This is a genomic window from Halopseudomonas xinjiangensis (assembly GCF_900104945.1).
GTDB classification, from domain to species: domain Bacteria; phylum Pseudomonadota; class Gammaproteobacteria; order Pseudomonadales; family Pseudomonadaceae; genus Halopseudomonas; species Halopseudomonas xinjiangensis.
In genome coordinates this window covers 680,648-698,307 of the sequence record NZ_LT629736.1, presented here as the reverse complement: position 1 = coordinate 698,307, position 17,660 = coordinate 680,648, and the positions used below count along the sequence as shown (strand labels likewise).

11 protein-coding genes and 1 tRNA gene are annotated in these 17,660 nt (G+C 61.3%); 8 read left to right on the top strand and 4 right to left on the bottom strand.

Annotated features, from left to right (window positions below):
- Positions 1 to 115: 115 nt before the first annotated feature.
- From BLT85_RS03190 to flhA, 4 genes are read right to left on the bottom strand one after another with little or no spacing between them, the layout of a single operon-like run.
- Positions 116 to 853 (bottom strand): RNA polymerase sigma factor FliA, encoded by a 738-nt coding sequence (locus BLT85_RS03190; RefSeq protein WP_231701528.1) that lies wholly within the window; start codon positions 851 to 853, stop codon positions 116 to 118.
- The gene (fleN, locus tag BLT85_RS03185; RefSeq protein ID WP_093391785.1) at positions 850 to 1,677 is read right to left on the bottom strand and encodes a flagellar synthesis regulator FleN; all 828 of its coding nucleotides are present in this window, start codon (positions 1,675 to 1,677) and stop codon (positions 850 to 852) included. Before fleN ends, BLT85_RS03190 begins: the two co-directional genes overlap by 4 nt.
- A 29-nt stretch (positions 1,678 to 1,706) precedes the next feature.
- Entirely contained in the window at positions 1,707 to 3,056 is a 1,350-nt protein-coding gene (flhF, locus tag BLT85_RS03180) for a flagellar biosynthesis protein FlhF (protein WP_093391784.1), read from the bottom strand.
- Between the two features lie 59 nt (positions 3,057 to 3,115).
- Positions 3,116 to 5,227: a flagellar biosynthesis protein FlhA gene (gene flhA / locus BLT85_RS03175; protein ID WP_093397349.1), complete on the bottom strand. Its 2,112-nt coding sequence runs from the start codon at positions 5,225 to 5,227 to the stop codon at positions 3,116 to 3,118.
- A gap of 261 nt (positions 5,228 to 5,488) precedes the next feature.
- Between flhA and BLT85_RS03170 the strand changes: the two genes are divergently transcribed.
- The 8 genes from BLT85_RS03170 to BLT85_RS03135 all read left to right on the top strand — a co-directional run bounded on the left by BLT85_RS03170 (position 5,489) and on the right by BLT85_RS03135 (position 17,647).
- The gene (locus BLT85_RS03170; protein ID WP_093391783.1) at positions 5,489 to 6,847 is read left to right on the top strand and encodes a tetratricopeptide repeat protein; all 1,359 of its coding nucleotides are present in this window, start codon (positions 5,489 to 5,491) and stop codon (positions 6,845 to 6,847) included.
- Positions 6,844 to 9,204 (top strand): bifunctional diguanylate cyclase/phosphodiesterase, encoded by a 2,361-nt coding sequence (locus tag BLT85_RS03165; RefSeq protein ID WP_093391782.1) that lies wholly within the window; start codon positions 6,844 to 6,846, stop codon positions 9,202 to 9,204. The genes BLT85_RS03170 and BLT85_RS03165 overlap by 4 nt, the downstream gene beginning before the upstream one ends.
- Positions 9,205 to 9,353: 149 nt before the next feature.
- Entirely contained in the window at positions 9,354 to 10,640 is a 1,287-nt protein-coding gene (locus BLT85_RS03160) for a tetratricopeptide repeat protein (protein WP_093391781.1), read from the top strand.
- Positions 10,631 to 13,027 carry an EAL domain-containing protein gene (locus BLT85_RS03155; protein ID WP_093391780.1) on the top strand — a complete coding sequence of 799 codons (2,397 nt, stop codon included), beginning with the start codon at positions 10,631 to 10,633 and terminating at the stop codon, positions 13,025 to 13,027. Before BLT85_RS03160 ends, BLT85_RS03155 begins: the two co-directional genes overlap by 10 nt.
- A gap of 154 nt (positions 13,028 to 13,181) precedes the next feature.
- A complete protein-coding gene (locus tag BLT85_RS03150; RefSeq protein ID WP_093391779.1) occupies positions 13,182 to 14,180 on the top strand; it encodes an LLM class flavin-dependent oxidoreductase in 999 nt (332 codons plus the stop codon).
- A gap of 98 nt (positions 14,181 to 14,278) precedes the next feature.
- The gene (locus BLT85_RS03145; RefSeq protein ID WP_093391778.1) at positions 14,279 to 15,526 is read left to right on the top strand and encodes a cytochrome P450; all 1,248 of its coding nucleotides are present in this window, start codon (positions 14,279 to 14,281) and stop codon (positions 15,524 to 15,526) included.
- A 74-nt stretch (positions 15,527 to 15,600) separates the two neighbouring features.
- Positions 15,601 to 15,674, top strand: a tRNA-Gly gene (locus BLT85_RS03140).
- Positions 15,675 to 15,946: 272 nt separating this feature from the next.
- Positions 15,947 to 17,647, top strand: a complete 1,701-nt coding sequence (locus BLT85_RS03135; RefSeq protein WP_172829804.1) for a ShlB/FhaC/HecB family hemolysin secretion/activation protein — start codon at positions 15,947 to 15,949, stop codon at positions 17,645 to 17,647.
- Positions 17,648 to 17,660 lie beyond the last annotated feature (13 nt).

Below are 17,660 nucleotides of genomic sequence, written 5' to 3'. Positions count from 1 at the left end.
AAACCAGGGAAAGTGCAGGTTCGCACTCGCTAATCAGATGCTAATGGCCTTGCCAGCCTTGTCGTTGTTGCGGTGTGCTGGCTACCCGGGCATTGTCCGGATGCTGGCGATAAAATCAATCGTTGCGCCAGTCTGCCAGACGCGCCCGCAGGCGTGCCGCGCACTGACTGTGCAACTGGCTCACACGGGACTCGCTGACGCCGAGGACGGCACCGATTTCCTTGAGATTCAGTTCTTCGTCGTAATACAGCGATAACAGCAACCGCTCCCGCTCGGGCAGGCCATCGATAGCCTGGACCAGCGCCGACCGGAATCGCTCGTCCTGAAGCCCGCCGTAGGGCTCGTGATCGGCGTGCGCGTCGGCCTCCCCGCCCGATTCGAGCAGATCCTCGAAACTGAACAGTTTGCTGCCGCTGGTATCGTTGAGAATCGAGTAATAATCGTCGAGACTCATATTGAGTTCGGCAGCGATCTCGTGATCTTTAGCGTCACGGCCCAAACGACCTTCAACGGCACGTACTGCGTCGCTGACCATACGTGTGTTGCGGTGGACTGAGCGCGGAGCCCAGTCACCCTTGCGCACCTCGTCGAGCATGGCTCCGCGGATGCGGATGCCAGCGTAGGTCTCGAAGCTTGCACCTTTACCGTGATCGAATTTTTTTGACGCTTCGAGCAGACCGATCATGCCGGCCTGCATCAGATCCTCGACCTGAACGCTCGACGGCAACCTGCCCAGCAGGTGATAGGCGATACGTTTGACCAGGGGAGCGAATTGCTCGACAAGACGATCCTGATATTCGGCAGAACTTTGGGCGCGGGTATACATGCGTACTCCACTGGCCGATGCGTTCATAGCCCCGACCCTGTCTGCTGCACCAGACGTTCGACAAAGAACTCCAGGTGCCCACGTGGGTTGGCAGGCAGGGGCCAGGAATCCACTTTTTGCGCAATGCCACGGATGGCGATGGAAGCCTTGCTGCGCGGGAATGCGTCATACACCGCACGCTGCTTCTGGACTGCCTTGCGCACCGCTTCGTCGAAGGGCACCGCGCCGACGTACTGCAGCGCGACATCCAGGAAGCGGTCTGTCACTTTGGTCAGTTTAGCAAACACCGTACGGCCTTCCTGCGGCGTATTCACCATGTTGGCGAGCACGCGGAAACGAGTCATGCCGTAATCGCGGTTGAGCAATTTGATCAGCGCGTAAGCATCGGTGATCGAGGTCGGCTCGTCGCAGACAACGACCAGTACTTCCTGAGCCGCGCGCACGAAGCTGACGACCGAATCACCGATCCCCGCGGCGGTGTCGACGATGAGCACGTCAAGATTGTCGCCGATGTCGCTGAATGCCTGGATCAATCCCGCATGCTGCTGCGGGTTGAGGTTGACCATTTTCGCGGCGCCCGAGGCGGCCGGAACGATGCGGATTCCGCCCGGGCCGGTGATCAGCACGTCGCGCAGATCGCAGGTGCCTTCCAGCACGTCGGCGAGCGTTGCCTTGGGTTTGATACCGAGCAGGACGTCGACGTTGGCCAGGCCAAGGTCGGCATCAAGCAGTACAACGCGACGGCCCAGGTCAGCCAGTGCCAGGCTGAGGTTGACCGAAACGTTGGTTTTGCCGATCCCGCCCTTACCGCCGGTGACCGCGATAACCTGAACCGGATGTTTGATGGCCATCTGTGTCGATTACCTTGTCTTGAAATTCATTAGCTTGCCCGCTGGGTATGCAATATACCCGCAAACACGTCGGCCATGGCCTGATCTGCCGGGGCTTCGTTGCCTGCCAGGCTGACTGCCCGGCTAACCAACTGGTGACCCACAGCCTTGCTGATGTCGTCTGGAATACGCTGGCCATCTGCCAGATAGGCTACCGGCAAACCCTGTTCCATAGCCAGCCCTAGGGATTCGCCCAAAGTGGCGGCTTCGTCGACCTTGGTCAGGATACAGCCGGACAAGCCACAGGCGCGGTAATTGTGAAAAGCCGCCTTGAGTACCCGGTACTGACTGGTGGCAGCCAGAACGAGCATGGTTTTGACCCGCTTGCCCTGCGCAGCCAGCTCGCCGAGTTGTCCACGCAGTTGTGGATCCTGAGCCTGAAGACCAGCGGTATCCACCAGAACCAGTCGCTTGCCGGTGAACTCGTCGAGCACATCACTCAGACTGTTCTGCTCGTCAACCACACGCACCGGCACATTGAGAATGCGGCCCAGCGTGCGCAGTTGCTCATGCGCACCTATACGATAGGTGTCCATCGTTACCAGTGCCACGTGCTGGCTGCCGTGCTTGAGTACATAACGTGCCGCCAGCTTGCCGAGCGTGGTGGTCTTGCCGGCGCCGGTAGGGCCGACCAGGGCGATCACTCCACCCTGTTCGATGAGTTCTTCACGGATGACCGGGATGCTCTGCGCCAGATGCGCCAGCAGCAACCGCCAGGCCTGACGGGTGTCGGTGATGTCGGCCACCCTGCTCAGCAATTCCTTGCACAGCTCGGCCGGCAGACCCAGTTGAGTCAATCGGCGCCAGAGGCTGGCCTGACGAGGCTGATGCTGGTTGACCTGACCCCAGGCCAGGCTGCCGAGCTGCGTCTCGAGCATCTCGCGCAGACCGGCGAGCTCGGCACGCATGGCGCTGAGACCTGCGCCCTCTTCCGCTGCCGGCGCGGCAACCTGAGCCGCAGGTGCGGCGGCCGGCTGGCTGGCCTGCTCGCTCTGCATGCGAGCCAGCAATGCCTGGGCAACCGGCGAGCCGCTTTCCACGGCCTGACGCATGGTCTCGCCAAACAGTTGACGGTTCACCTGCGGGCCGCCGGTGTTGCGCTCGCCCGATTCCAGCTCGGCGCGGGCACTGAGGATCTTCTCCTGAGTCTTCTTCAATTCCTGGCCGAGACCAGGCGTCGGCGGAGTCAGACGCGGAGCTTCATAATCCAGTGCTGCAGTCAGCTCGACGCCTCCGACGACCCGGCGGTTGGCAATGATCGAGGCATCCGGACCGAGTTCTTCCCGAACCAGCTTCATCGCCTGGCGCATGTCGGCGGCAAAGAAACGTTTTACTTTCATGGCTGACCTCGATTGTCCTGTTTGCCTGGCGGGCTGCGCCGAGCGTCTGTTGCTGAGCTTTACTGCTGGCCAACCGTCGCGACGATGGTGACCTGCTTGCTATCCGGTATTTCCTGGTAGGACAGTACGTGGGCTCCGGGAGTCGCATAACGCACGAACTTCGCCATCATTCCGCGGATCGGTCCGGCTACCAGCAGAATCGCTGGCTTGCCCTGGACTTCCTGCCGCTGCACCGCATCGGCCAGGGAACGCTGCAGTTTCTCAGCCATTCCCGGTTCGAGCATGATGCCTTCATCCGCACCCTGTCCTGCCTTCTGCATAGTCTGTAGCAATATCTGTTCCAACCTTGGCTCGAGAGTGATCACAGGCAGCTCGGCGTCAAGCCCGACAATGCTTTGCACGATGGAGCGGGAAAGCGAAACGCGTACTGCCCCAATCAAGGCGCCAGGATCTTGACTCTTGCCAGCCTGGTTGGCGATGGCCTCGGCAATGGTCCGAATGTCGCGAACGGGAACCTGTTCCTGCAGCAAACCCTGCAAGACCTTGAGCAAACCCGACAGCGAGATCATGCCTGGAACCAGCTCTTCGGCCAGCTTCGGCGACGCCTTGGCAAGCACCTGCATGAGTTGCTGGACCTCTTCATGACCGATGAGTTCGTGGGCGTGCTTGTTGAGTATCTGATTGAGATGCGTGGCAACCACCGTGCTGGCGTCGACCACGGTGTATCCGAGGGACTGCGCCTGATCCTTCTGCATCGGCTCGATCCACACCGCGTCCAGACCAAACGCCGGGTCCTTGCCGGCCAGCCCCTTGATCTCGCCAAAAACCTGACCCGGGTTGATCGCCAGCTCCCGGTCCGGGTAGACCTCGGCTTCAGCCACGCCGACACCCATCAGGGTCACGCGGTACACGTTGGGTGCCAGATCCAGGTTGTCGCGGATATGCACCGAGGGCATGAGAAAGCCCATGTCCTGAGACAGTTTCTTGCGTACGCCCTTGATACGGGCCAGCAACTGACCACCCTGATTGCGATCGACCAGCGGAATCAAGCGGTAGCCGACTTCCAGACCGACCATATCCACCGGGGTCACATCATCCCAGCCAAGCTCCCGTGTTTCCGGACGCTGTACCGCCGGAAGCTGGGCTTCCTGACGTTCGACTTCTGCCGCGGCCTCGGCTTTCTCTTTCTGCTGCTTGGAAATGAACCAGGCGCCGGCGCCGGCCAGAGCACCCAGACTGAGGAACGAGAAATGCGGCATGCCAGGAATCAGGCCCATGATCACCATAATGGCCGCTGCCAGGGCTAGCGCCTTGGGCGAGGCGAACATCTGCCGCTGTACCTGGGCACCCATGTCTTCGGACGTCGAGACGCGGGTGACCATGATCGCCGCTGCAGTCGACAGCAGCAGCGAAGGAATCTGTGCCACCAGGCCGTCGCCGATGGTCAGCAATACGTAGATGCGACCGGCATCGGCGAAGCTCAGGCCGTGCTGGGCCATACCGATGGCCAGGCCGCCGATGACGTTGATGAACAGGATCATAAGGCCGGCGACCGCGTCGCCGCGAACGAACTTGCTGGCACCGTCCATGGAGCCGTAGAAGTCCGCCTCCTGGGCCACTTCCATGCGGCGCAGCTTGGCCTGCTCCTGATTGATCACACCGGCGTTGAGGTCGGCATCGATCGCCATCTGCTTGCCGGGCATCGCGTCCAGCGTGAATCGCGCGCTGACTTCGGAGATGCGCCCGGCACCCTTGGTCACCACGACGAAGTTGATGATCATCAGGATCGCGAACACCACCAGACCGACGACGTAGTTGCCGCCGATGACCACTTCGCCGAAGGCCTGGATGACCTTACCAGCGGCGTCACCGCCTTCATGCCCGTACAACAGAACGACGCGGGTCGATGCCACGTTCAGCGCCAGGCGCAGTAGCGTGGACACCAGGAGGATGGTCGGGAACACGGCGAAGTCCAGCGGTCGCAAGGCGTAGGCGCACACCAGCAGGACCACCAGCGACAGGGCGATGTTGAACGTAAAGAACACGTCCAGCAGGAACGGCGGCACCGGCAACATCATCATTGCCAGCATTACCAGCAAGAGAATTGGCACCCCCAAACTGCCGTTGCGCAACCCGGCGATGTTGGTGCGCATGTTGCGCATCGTTTCCATATGGTTTGCAGCCATGCCGTTGAAGCGCTCCATCAAAAAGTTGACGAGAAAGGGTGTCAGTGCCTGGCCTACGCAAGAAGTGTTCCAGCTTTGCCAGCCAAGCCGTCGAAGGCACCAACTCGGCTTTACGATGTCACATGGATGCTACGTTCGTGGGGTCTACCGATAAATCACGTACAAGGTTCAAGCGCAGGTGCCGAGAGCTGCGTACGACATGGTTGAGGAGTACCAACGAGATCAAGGCCGAAACAGGGATTCTGGATGCGCGTAACCGTTTACATGCTGGCAATAGGGATAACAATTGGGCTCGGTGGCTGCACCACGCTGCCTGACCGGCAAACCGTTGCCAAAAATTCCGCCGAGTTCGTCAACCGCGCCGAAGCCATGCTTGCAGCGCAACGCAGCCGGTTGGCTGAAGTCGCAAACGATCTGAAAGCTGACTCGCCCACGGCGCGGCGCAACGAAGTCAACAATCTGCTCCGTCAATCTCGCATCGATCCGCTGACGCAGTACCTCAACACCTATGCCAACGATCCGCGTTACGTTCGGGAGCGCGCCCGCGTTCGCGCCGAGCGTAACAGACGCTGCGATGCGGTGGGCGACCGTTACGCCCGACGTGACGCCACCCCGGCGAACCTGGAGCGCTTCCGACGCGGTTACAGCTTCTCGTGCCCAACCCAGATCGCCAGCTTCGAACGGCGCGTCAATTCGGAGACGAGCGTCGCCGAGGCGAAACCCGAGCCGCAAAGCGAGCCGAAGAGCGTGGCTGCCCCCAGGGCGGCGAACCCGGCACCACCAGCCCGGACGGCTACTCGCGTCGAGCCGACACCGGCGAAACGCGCCGAACCGACCCTAGCCTCACGCTCCGAAACAAGTGTAGTGCGCACGACAAGCCAAAGCTCGCCACCGTCAGAGGCGGCAAGCAGCTGCTATCTGCTTTACGCCATCAAGAACTTCCAGCAGGCCCATGGGGACTGTCTTCAGGCCGCGCGCGCCGGCGACGCCAAAGCACAGCATCACCTTGCCGATATCGCCTTGATCAGCAAGGAAGACAAGGCCGCCCGCCACTGGGCCCAGGCTTCTGCGGAACAGCAGTATCCCGCCGGCCAAATGCTCATGGCCAGGCTCCTGCAAAAAGATGGAGAGGATGCCGAGGCGCTGGCTTTGCTCAAGCGTGCCGCCGATTCCGGCCTGACTGAAGCCAACTACCTGGTTGGCCAGGCCTACCTCGAAGGCGACGGCGCCCCGGTCAACGCAGCTGAAGCCATTCGCTACCTTACACTCGCAGCCGAGCGCAATGATGTGGAGGCGCAGCTGCTTCTCGCCCGCCTGTACGCGTCCTCGGAGCACGCCAACGCCAGTGAAGCGCGGCGCTGGCTGACCCGTGCCGCCGAGCAGGAGTCGGCAGAAGCGCAGTTGGCGCTGGGCATGAATTACTATGAGGGACGCGGCGGGCCGGTCGACTATCGGGAAGCGTACGTATGGCTTAGCCGAGCCATGCTCAACGGCAATGAGCGCGCGCGCGAGCATCTCGAGCGCATCGCTCCGGAGCTGACCGAGGAGCAACTCGGCGATGCCCAGGCACGGGTGCAGTCCGGGCTGGCAGGACGGCGTCCATGACCATCCCGGGACAACGAAAATGGCTCGGCTCGAGCCCGGTCAAGCGGTCCATCATGTTGGTGCTGGGCCTGCTGGTGGCATTGTTCGTGCTCGGCATGTGGCTGTTGTCCTCGCTCAACCTGGATTTCGCAGAAGAGACCATCTCCGATCTGCGCCAGCGGCAGATTGCCGACAGTTTTTACGGCAACCTCGATCGAATCGATGCCCACCATCATTTGATGGAGCAAAACACCAAGGATTTAGCCAGACTCGCCCAGCTGCTTTACTGGCAATCACGCCAGGCTGGGCGGAACAATGCCGACCAGCTTGACTCCTCGCTGACCGAAACCCTGGAGGATTTTCCGGATACCTTCGGCGGCGGCTTATGGTTCGAACCGGATACACTCGTAGCCGGCCCGTACGCGGTGTATGCCTACCGCACTGGCGAGGAGATGCTGCTCGAACGCGACATGACCGGGAGCTATCTCGAGCGTGAAGATTACCTGCGGCTACTGCCTGCCGAAACGGAAGCTGACCCGCAGCGCCGCTATCACTGGACCCCGGCCTACTACAAGGCCGGGATAGATACGGTCGTTATCAGTCTCAGTACGCCGATCCGCACTCGCGACGGACAGACCATCGGTGTCGCTTCCACCGACTGGCGCGCGGAAGACATCATCCGCCTGGTCAGCCGTGTCGAGGTGACACCAGGCAGTTTCTCATTCCTCCTCGACAACGAAAGCCGCAACCTTTCCAGCCTCTCCGAATCAGACGATGTCCAGCACGCCCAGCGCTTGATGCAGGCTATCTCTGGCTCCGAGCTGCACCAACGCGCCACGCCTCAGGCGCCGGAAGAGATCGTTTCCAGCCGGCAGCTCGGCTCGCCAATGCAGACGATGAATCTGACAGTCGATGGCGCGAGCTACCAGTTGTTCTTCGCGCGCACGGTCGCCGGACTGGTGTTCGGTATCGGCGTACCCCAGGCGGAAATCGACGCAGTGCTTACCCCTATGCGCGAAAGCAACCTGCGCGTAGCCCTGATAATCGGCTCCGTCTTCGCCGTGCTCGCCGCGCTGATCATGTTGCTGGTCGCCAGCATCCTGCGCCAGTTGAGCACCCTCTACACGGACTCGCTGACCGGCTTGCCCAACCGGGAAAAACTGCTGGTGGAGCTGCGCAAGACCGATTCGGCCGCGTTGCTGCTGCTCAATATCGACGCGTTCAAGCAGATCAACGATTTCTACGGTCACGAATGCGGCGACCACGTCATCCGGCAGTTGGCCGACCATATGCAGCGCTTCATCCGTACCCGCGCCGCATGGCGCAGCTGTGAGCTATACAGCATGCCGGCGGACGAGATGGCGGTCATCATTCCTGGGCATCACACCCCCGCCTCGCTGCCGGCGCGCCTGGAAGAGATGGTCAACTTCGTCAGCCTGATGCGCATCACCTGGCAGGACCACGACATTCCCGTCCACGCGAGCATCGGTGCGGCGAGCACGGTACAGCCGGACAACTCACGGCTAAATGGCGAGGAACTGCTGCCGTCGGCGAGTATTGCGCTGAAGCTCGCCCGGCTCAACCAGATCAGCTATTTCGTCTACGATCCGGCGAACCGGGTGCGCGAAGCCTACGAGCAGAATCTGATCTGGGCCAACGCATTGAAAACCGCGCTGGACGAGGGCCGCATCGTGCCCTTCTTCCAGCCGATCATGGATATCCGCACTGGCCGGATCAGCAAGTTCGAATGTCTGGCACGCATGCTCGACCGCAAGGGGCAGCCGGTAAGTCCGGAGCAGTTTCTGTCGATCGCCAAGAAGATCCGACTGTACCGCTATATAACGCGGACCATGGTCGACCAGTGCTTCCGGCGGTTCGCCAATAGCCGTTACGAGTTTTCGCTCAATCTGTCCTGCGAAGATCTCCTCGATACCGACCTCACCGAATTCATTTTCGACCGCCTGCAAGGCAACGATCTCGCCCAACGGGTGATTTTCGAAATCCTGGAATCCGAAGGCATCGAAAACTACGAGCCGGTTCGAGAGTTCATTGATCGCGCCAAGGCGTTGGGCTGCCGTATCGCCATCGACGACTTCGGCACCGGTTATTCGAATTTCGAGCACCTGCTGCGGCTGAACGTCGACATCATCAAGATCGACGGTAGCCTGATTCGCCACCTCGATGCCAACGACGACGCCATGACGCTGACCCGAGGCATCGTCCGCTTCGCCAGTGAACTGGGTATTCATACCGTTGCCGAGTTCGTACACAGCCCGGAAGTACTGGAGCAGGTGCGTGAATTGGGCATCGATTTCGCCCAGGGTGCCTATGTGGGTATGCCTGCCGGCGCGCTGATCACGGAGGTTGAACTGGCTTGACCGTTCGGCGGTGATGGCCATTTGCGATTTGATTCTTCGGCGCCGTCTGCCTATCCTCTGTCTGGTCGTGCACCGCTTCGCCTGGTTGGTCGTAACCAACCTGCCTAGTGCAAGGACAAGCCCCTCGGGTGACTGGATCAGGAGAGTCCATGCGTGTATTACCCGCGATTTTGATTGTTACCGCTACGCTCGGCGTGACCGGCTGCGCTGGCTCCATGGAGAGCTCCAGCGATTTTCTTTCACGCTCTGGCGCAATGATTGCCGAACAAGGCAAACGTTTGGCCGAGTTCGCCGGCGGGCTGGTCAACAGCCAGGATGACAAGCGCTATCAGCAGGAGATCGACACGCTGTTTGCGCAGCCGATGATCGATCCGCTGACCCGCTACCTTGAAACCCATTCCGCTGATACCAACCGCGCTCGGCAATTGCAGCAGGTAGTCACCGAACGTGACCGCCGCTGCGGCGAAATTGGTCGGACCTACGCCAGTCGAGACGCCACCACGGCCAATCTGCAGCGCATGCGAGGCGGCTATTTGTATTCCTGCCCGGATGAAGTCCAGGCATTCGCCGTTCGCGTAAAAAAGCAGGCCAGCAGAACCCTGGCCCAGCCCTCCCCTTTACCTGCCCCGGAACCACAAGCAGCGCCAGCGCCAGCGGCGAGTGCCGAACCGCCACCCAGTCTCGAAGTGGCCAGCGCCGACTTCGCCGATGCGCTGAACCGCAAGCGCAACAGCAATTGCTACTTGCTGTACACCATCAAGAATTACACCCAGGCACTGGAAGCTTGCCGCCAGCCGGCAGAGCGTGGCGATGCCAAGGCCCAGCAGCATATGGGTAGCGTGTCCCTCGCCCGCCGCGATTACCGCTCTGCGAAGGCCTGGGCCGAGCGGTCCGCCGCGCAGAACCATGCTGCCGGGCAGCTTCTGCTCGGACGGCTGTATCAGGACGGTCAGGGCGTGAAGCAGGATCAGCGGAGAGGCCTGGAGCTGATAAGCCAGGCCGCCGACCAGGGATTGGCAGAGGCGCGCTTCAGCGCCGGCCTGGCCTATCTGAACGGACTCGGCACCAGTCCGGACCCGGCGCGCGCCGAACGTTATCTCAAGCTTGCCGCCGTCGATGGCCACATCGCCTCGCATCTGGCACTGGCGACACTGCACGAATCGCAAGGCGAACCGCAGCAGGCCCGCCACTGGCTGCGCCAGGCTGCCCGCAAGGGGTCGGCCGAGGCGCAATTCCTGCTGGGGCAAAGCTATGCCAGCGGCAGCACCGGCGCGGTGGACAATCAGGAGGCGTATGTCTGGTACAGCCTCGCGGTGCTGAACGGCAATGCCAAGGCGAAACAAGCGATCGATGGTCAGCAGGCGTTGCTCTCGGATGAGCAGCTGAGCGCAGCGAACACACGCATCCAGGATGGAATCAACGGCAAATGGCAGTAATGACGCTGGGCAACTTCCGCATCAAGCGCTCGATCATGCTGGGCCTGATACTGCTTGTCGCGGTATTCGTGCTGGGCATGATCCTGATGTCCACGCTGAATCTGGATTTTGCCCAGAAGGCCATGGCCGAGCTGCGCCAGCGCCAGATCACCGACACCTTCTATGCCAACCTCAACCGGATCAACGCTCACCATCAGTTGATGGAGCAGAACACTACGAACCTGGCGCGTACCGGTGAGCTGCTTTACCGCATGAAGCGGGCCCGGGACCTGGATAACGCCGGCGAGCTGGAGACCGCCATGCAAGCCGCACTGGCACGCATGCCGGATGCCTATGCCGGTGGTCTGTGGTACGAACCGCACAGCTACGTGCGCGGCAACCTGTCGGTATACGCCTATCGCCGCGGCGACGCGTTGCGTGTCCAACGTGACGACAGCGACTACCACACCCGCGAGTGGTATAGCCGGGTCGTTGGCGAACATGGCGAATACGCAGCGGGAAATGCCCTCCCGGAGTTCTTCTGGACGCCAGCCTATTACAAAGAGCTGATCGACAACGTCGTCATCAGTCTGACCACGCCGATGCGTGACGAGAGCGGCCAGGTCATCGGCGTGGCTTCGACCGATTGGCGCGCAGATGAAATTATCGGACTGGTCAGCCGGGTGAAAGTCACGCCAGGTGCCTTTGCGTTTCTCATCGACAGCGAGAACCGCAACCTGTCCAGCCTGGCCAACGCCGGCGAGGCACTCGGCGCGCAGGAGAAAATGGATGCAGTGATCGAGAGCCGTCTACACAGCCGTGTTACCGCTCCGGATCCGCAATCGGCGATCGTCTCGGGGCGGCTTCTCGTCGCGCCCATGCAGACCATGGCCTTGCGCGTCGATGATGAGGACCACGCACTGTTCTTCAGCCGCACCCAGGCCGGCATGATTTTCGGCGTCGGCGTACCGAAGGCGGAGATCGATGCTGTATTGCTACCGATGCGCGAGAGCAACTGGCGGATCATGCTTCTGATTGGCGGGGTCGTCCTGGTGCTGTCGGCACTGATCCTGACTAGCGTCGGCCGTATCCTCAAGCGGATGCATACTCTCTACACTGATACCCTCACGCAATTGCCCAACCGCGAGAAGCTGCTGGTCGATCTCAAGGGCGCCGAAGCCGGCGCACTGATCCTGGTGAACATCGACGCGTTCAAGGAAATCAACGACTTCTACGGGCACCACTGCGGCGACCACGTCATCGGCCAGCTCTCATTGGCTCTGCAACAGTTCCTCACCCAGTCACCTGCATGGAGCGGCAGCCAGCTGTACCGTATGCCGGGCGACGAAATGGCCATCTGGCTTCCTGGCGAGGAGGCAACCCGCAACATCGAGGCACGCACCGACGAGCTGCTGGACTATGTCACCGAGCGGCGGATCAGCTGGCAAAGCCAGACCATTCCGCTACACGTTACACTCGGCGTCGCCACCACGGCGCAAGCCGACGGCAGCGAGCTCAACGACGAGCAGTTGCTCACCTGCGCCAGCATTGCCCTGAAACTCGCGCGCCAACAGAAGTCCAGCTGCCTGGTCTACGACCACCGTCCGGCCAAGAAGATACGCGAGACCTACGAACACAATCTGGTCTGGGCCAACCGGCTCAAACGGGCGCTGGACGAGGGCCGCATCGTGCCGCATTTCCAGCCGATCATGGACACCCGTAGCGGCAGGATCGATAAGTTCGAGTGTCTTGCCCGTATGATCGACGAGAGTGGCCAGCCGGTCAGCCCGATGGAGTTTCTCGACGTAGCGAAGAAGATTCGTTTGTATCGCTACATCACCCGCGCAATGGTTCAGCAATGCTTCAGCCGGTTCGCCGATAACGAGTACGAGTTTTCGCTGAATCTGTCCTGCGAAGACCTGCTCGATCCCGAGCTCGGCACCTTCATCGTCAACAGTCTGGGCAAGGGTTCGCTGGCTCGACGAGTCATCTTCGAGATCCTCGAGTCCGAAGGCATCGAGAACTATGCTGCGGTGCGCCAGTTCATCGATACCGTCAAGGCGCTGGGCTGCCGTATCGCAATCGATGACTTCGGTACCGGCTATTCCAACTTCGAGCACCTGCTGCGCCTGGGCGCTGACATCATCAAGATCGACGGCAGTCTGATCAAACACCTGGATACCGATCCCAACGCGCTGACGGTGACCCGAGGCATCGTTCAGTTCGCCAGCGATCTAGGCGTGCAGACGGTCGCAGAGTTCGTCCACAGCGCAGCGGTACTGGACAAGGTTCGGGCGTTGGGTATCGACCATGCGCAGGGTTACCACATCGGTATGCCGGCCGCGTCGCTGATGACCGAGATGCCTGCAGAGCGACCTGTGGCTACGGTGCTGGCGTTGCAGCGTTAGACCCCTTCCCCACAGGCGCCGACGCAACAACGACCATTCCGGGCACCGAGCCCGGAGGGGGCACGCAGAAATTCGCGGAACATGAGCCATGGGTGGGCGCTCGTATGCTAAGCAGTTAGCATACCGGCTACCGATTCTCTTGCGGAGGAACCCCATGGCTGCCAACGCCGTTACCTTATCCATCCTTGATCTGTGTCCCGTTCCGCAGGGATCGACACCGGCCCAGGCATTGCACAACAGCCTGGCCCTGGCGCAGCACGCCGAATCGATCGGCTACAAGCGCTTCTGGGTAGCCGAACATCACAACATGACCGGCATCGCCAGCGCCGCCACCTCGGTGGTAATGGGCTATCTGGCCGGCGGAACCGAGCGCATCCGCATAGGGTCGGGCGGCATCATGCTGCCAAACCACGCGCCCCTGCAGATCGCCGAGCAGTTCGGCACCCTGGAATCGCTGTATCCCGGGCGAATCGATCTCGGGCTGGGGCGCGCGCCAGGCACCGACCCGGCCACCGCTCAGGCGCTGCGCCGTGGCCGCGCCGATGGCGAGGATTTCCCGCACATGCTTGACGAGCTGCGCCGCCTATTCGCCCAGCCGCAACCTGGCCAGCGTCTGCGTGCCGTACCCGGCGCCGGCCTTGATGTCCCCATCTGGCTGCTCGGCTCATCGACCTTCAGCGCCCAGCTCGCAGGCCGCCTGGGTCTGCCCTTCGCGTTCGCCGGACAGTTTTCACCGGACTATATGCTCGCCGCACTGCGCACTTATCGCGAGAACTTCGAGCCTTCAGCGCAGCTGGACCAGCCTCACGCGATGCTCGGTATAAACGCCTACGTGGCGGACTCCCGGGACGAGGCGCATCATCTCGCCACGTCTCATCAGCAGGCGTTTCTCAACCTGATGCGAGGCCAGCCCGGCCCGCTTCCGCCGCCGGTCGCCGACATCGAAACGCTGTGGCAGCCGCACGAGCGGCACAGCGTGCTGTCGACACTCGCCGGCACGCTGGTCGGCGAACCGGCAACCGTGGCGCAACAGATATCCGATCTGCTCGAGCGTACCGAGGTGCAGGAGCTGATCGTCAACAGCTCGATCTACGATCAGCCGCTGCGCCGGCAAAGCTACACGCTGCTGATGCAGGCGATGCGGGAGCTGTAAGCACCCGGCTAGTCATCGGGGAGATCGGCCAGCGCAACGGTCGAACTTTCCCTTGCTTGCGGCTTTCCAAGGTTTTGTCTGCTATCCGGAGGGCAAACATGACCGAGATCCCGCGCGACCGTACGTTCGACTGCACCCTTGCCTTGCTGGGCAACGGTTACAGATTCATTTCCCAGCGTTGCGAGCGCAACGGGGCGGACGCGTTCCGTACCCGCATGCTGATGCGTCCGGCCGTCTGCGTCACCGGCGAGAGTGCGGCGGAGATGTTCTATCACCCCGACCGGTTCACCCGTAAGCGCGCCATGCCGCCGAACACCTTGATGTCGTTGCAGGACATCGGCAGCGTCCAGTCGCTGGATGGCGCGGCCCATCGCCATCGCAAACAGATGTTCATGTCCCTGATGACCCCGGAGAGCATCCAGCGCCACGGCGAAATCTTCGAGCGCATCTGGCGCAGCGCGCTGACCGAATGGTCGGCGAAGGATTCGGTCACGCTGCATTACGCTGTTGAGGAACTGCTCTGCCGCGCGGTTTGCGAATGGACCGGCATCAAGCTCACTGACCACGAAGCCGAGCAGCGGACCCGGGAGTTCTCGGCGATGATCGACGGTGCTGGCGCGATCGGCCCGCGCAACTGGAAAGGCCTCACGCTGCGCCGACGCACCGAACGCTGGGCGCGCAAGTTGATCGAGGATGTCCGCCATGCTCCATTGTCTCGACAGGTTCGCTCGCCGCTCGAAACCATCGCCCTCTTCCGCGACGAGAACGGCGAAGTACTGTCGACCGAGGTCGCAGGCGTCGAACTGCTGAACATCCTTCGCCCTACCGTAGCCGTAGCTCGCTTCATTACCTTCGCTGCGCTGGCACTGCACAATTATCCGCAGTATCGCGACAAGCTGCGTGATGGCGGCGAACCCTGGCGGCAGATGTTCACCATGGAGGTGCGGCGTTTTTACCCCTTCTTCCCCCTGGTCGCAGGCAATGCCCTGGAAACATTCGAATGGCAGGACTACCGTATCGAAAAAGGCACCTGGGTCATGCTGGATATGCATGGCATCAACCACGACGCGCGTATTTGGGGCGACCCGCACGACTTCCGTCCAGAGCGCTTTGAAAACTGGCCTGGCAACCCCAACGCGCCGGTTCCGCAGGGCGCCGGAGATTTCGCCAGCGGCCACCGCTGTCCGGGCGAATGGATTACGGAAGAGCTGATTCGCCGCGCATTGCATATGCTCGTCTCGGGCATGCAATACGATGTCCCTGCGCAGAACCTGTCGATCGACATGTCGCGGCTGCCAGCGATCCCGGAAAGCCGCTTCATCATCTCCAATGCGCGCAGCGCTTGAGCTGCGTGCCTTGAAAAATATAACCCGGCCGCGTATTTACCCGGGCCAGCGCGCCTGCGTAGAATGCGCAGCACGCGGGTGTAGCTCAATGGTAGAGCAGAAGCTTCCCAAGCTTACGACGAGGGTTCGATTCCCTTCACCCGCTCCAGTCTTTTCTGCTTCTCTCGATATCCCGTAACGCCCAAATCCGCTCGCCCAAATCAGGCCGATTACCGCTCGTCGGCGCGCAGACAATCTAGCGTCGAAAAAGTTCAGTCCGCCCCATTCAAGCCGATATACCGCATGATCCGGTGCCCCGCCCTCTTGCGCCGAAGACGTCCGAACAGTTTTTCCAGTGAGCGCATGATGCACCCGAGAGAAAACACCCCTTCTACTGCTGTGGCTCGGTCCAGAGCGGTGCCGCCGTCGATTCTTACCATTTTGTCCGCCACCTGCCTTTTGGCGCTGGCCGGTGCTGCCCAGGCGCAAACCCCGTCCGACATCGATGCGGCAGCGCGACAGGCTGAACAGCTCCAGATTCAGACACGCGAGCGCATCGAGCAACAGCGGCAGCGGGATATCAGCTCCGGTCGCGCCCCGACCCAGCTTGACGTGCTCCCGCCGGAAACGGTGGACCGTACGTCAGCGCTTTGCCGCGACATCGAATCGATCAGCATCGAAGGCGCATCGCTTCTAAACCAGCGCGCCATAGACCAGCTGGTTGAGCCTTATGAATCCAGTTGCATGGGTGTTGCTGAAATCGAGCGCCTGCTCGGAGCGATAACCGTGGCTTACATGAAAAAAGGCTATGTTACCGCCAGGGCGTATCTGCCGGCTCAGGATCTCAGCACGGGCACGCTGACCATCGAGGTGGAAGAAGGCCAGCTGAAAGAAATAAAAGTCGAAGACGCGGGCAAGGACAGCGTCTCGACATTCAACGTGTTGCCCGGTGGCACAGGCGAACCGTTGAATCTTCGCGACCTGGAGCAGGCACTCGATCAGATCAACCGGCTTGCTTCGAACAATGCAACCATGGACATCCTGCCCGGCACCGGCCCGGGGGACAGTATCGTCGTGTTCCATAACCAGCCCTCGCGCCGCGCGCACCTGGGGCTGACTTACGACAATAACGGCCAGGAGGCGACCGGGCAGAACCAGGCCGGCATCAATCTCAGCCTGGACAATCCGTTTGGGTTGACTGATTTCGTCAGCTTCACCCATCGCCGGGCCCATCCCTACGATACCGGCCGGCACTCTTCGTATTTCAACAACCTGAGCTACGTGCTGCCGCTGGGTTACAGCACACTGAGTCTCAACGCATCGAACTCCGAGTACGCGAGCATCCTGGACGCCCCCAGCGGGTCGGAATTGCACACGAACGGCAACTCGAAGAACTACTCCGTGCGACTGGATCGTGTGATGTGGCGGGGCCAGGGTTCCATGTGGACACTTTCCGGCTCGTTGACGAAAAAGAAGTCCGAGAACTATCTGGAAAGCATTCTGCTCCTGGTAAGCAGTCGTTCCCTGACCGTCTTCGATCTGGATTCTTCCTTCACGACCGGGCTCTTCGGAGGTGCGTTGACGCTGGATGCCGGCGTCGCTCGCGGGCTGGACTGGTTCAACTCACTGGAAGACGCGCAGGGGCTGCCGTACTGGGCGCCAAGGGCGCAATTCACCAAATTCAAATACGGCGCTGGTTATTTCTATCCGTTCGCGCTGGGAACGCATCGCCTGAGCTTCTCGACCCAGTTCCAGGGTCAGCACGCGCAAAACGTTCTGTATGGCTCGGAACAGATCTCGATCGGCAGCCTGTATACCGTGCGCGGCTTCGCCAACGCCTCGCTGGCAGGCGATCACGGTCATTACGTGCGCAACGAGTTGAGCCTGCAACAACCTTTCGTACTGCCCGGCGCCCAGGTCGCCATGCTCCGTCCGTTCCTTGGGCTGGACTACGGGCGGGTCTGGAACCGCGCCGGCGATGTGCCTGAAGGCGAACTTAGCAGCGCATCGGTTGGCGCCAGCCTGAGCCTGGGCCGGCTGAGCCTGGGCATTGTCCACTCCCGCCCAATCAGCGAACCACGCTTTCTCGAGGAACGAGCCGAGCGTGAAAACACCTTTTTCAATCTGAGCCTGTCCATCTGAGGGAACGCCTGTC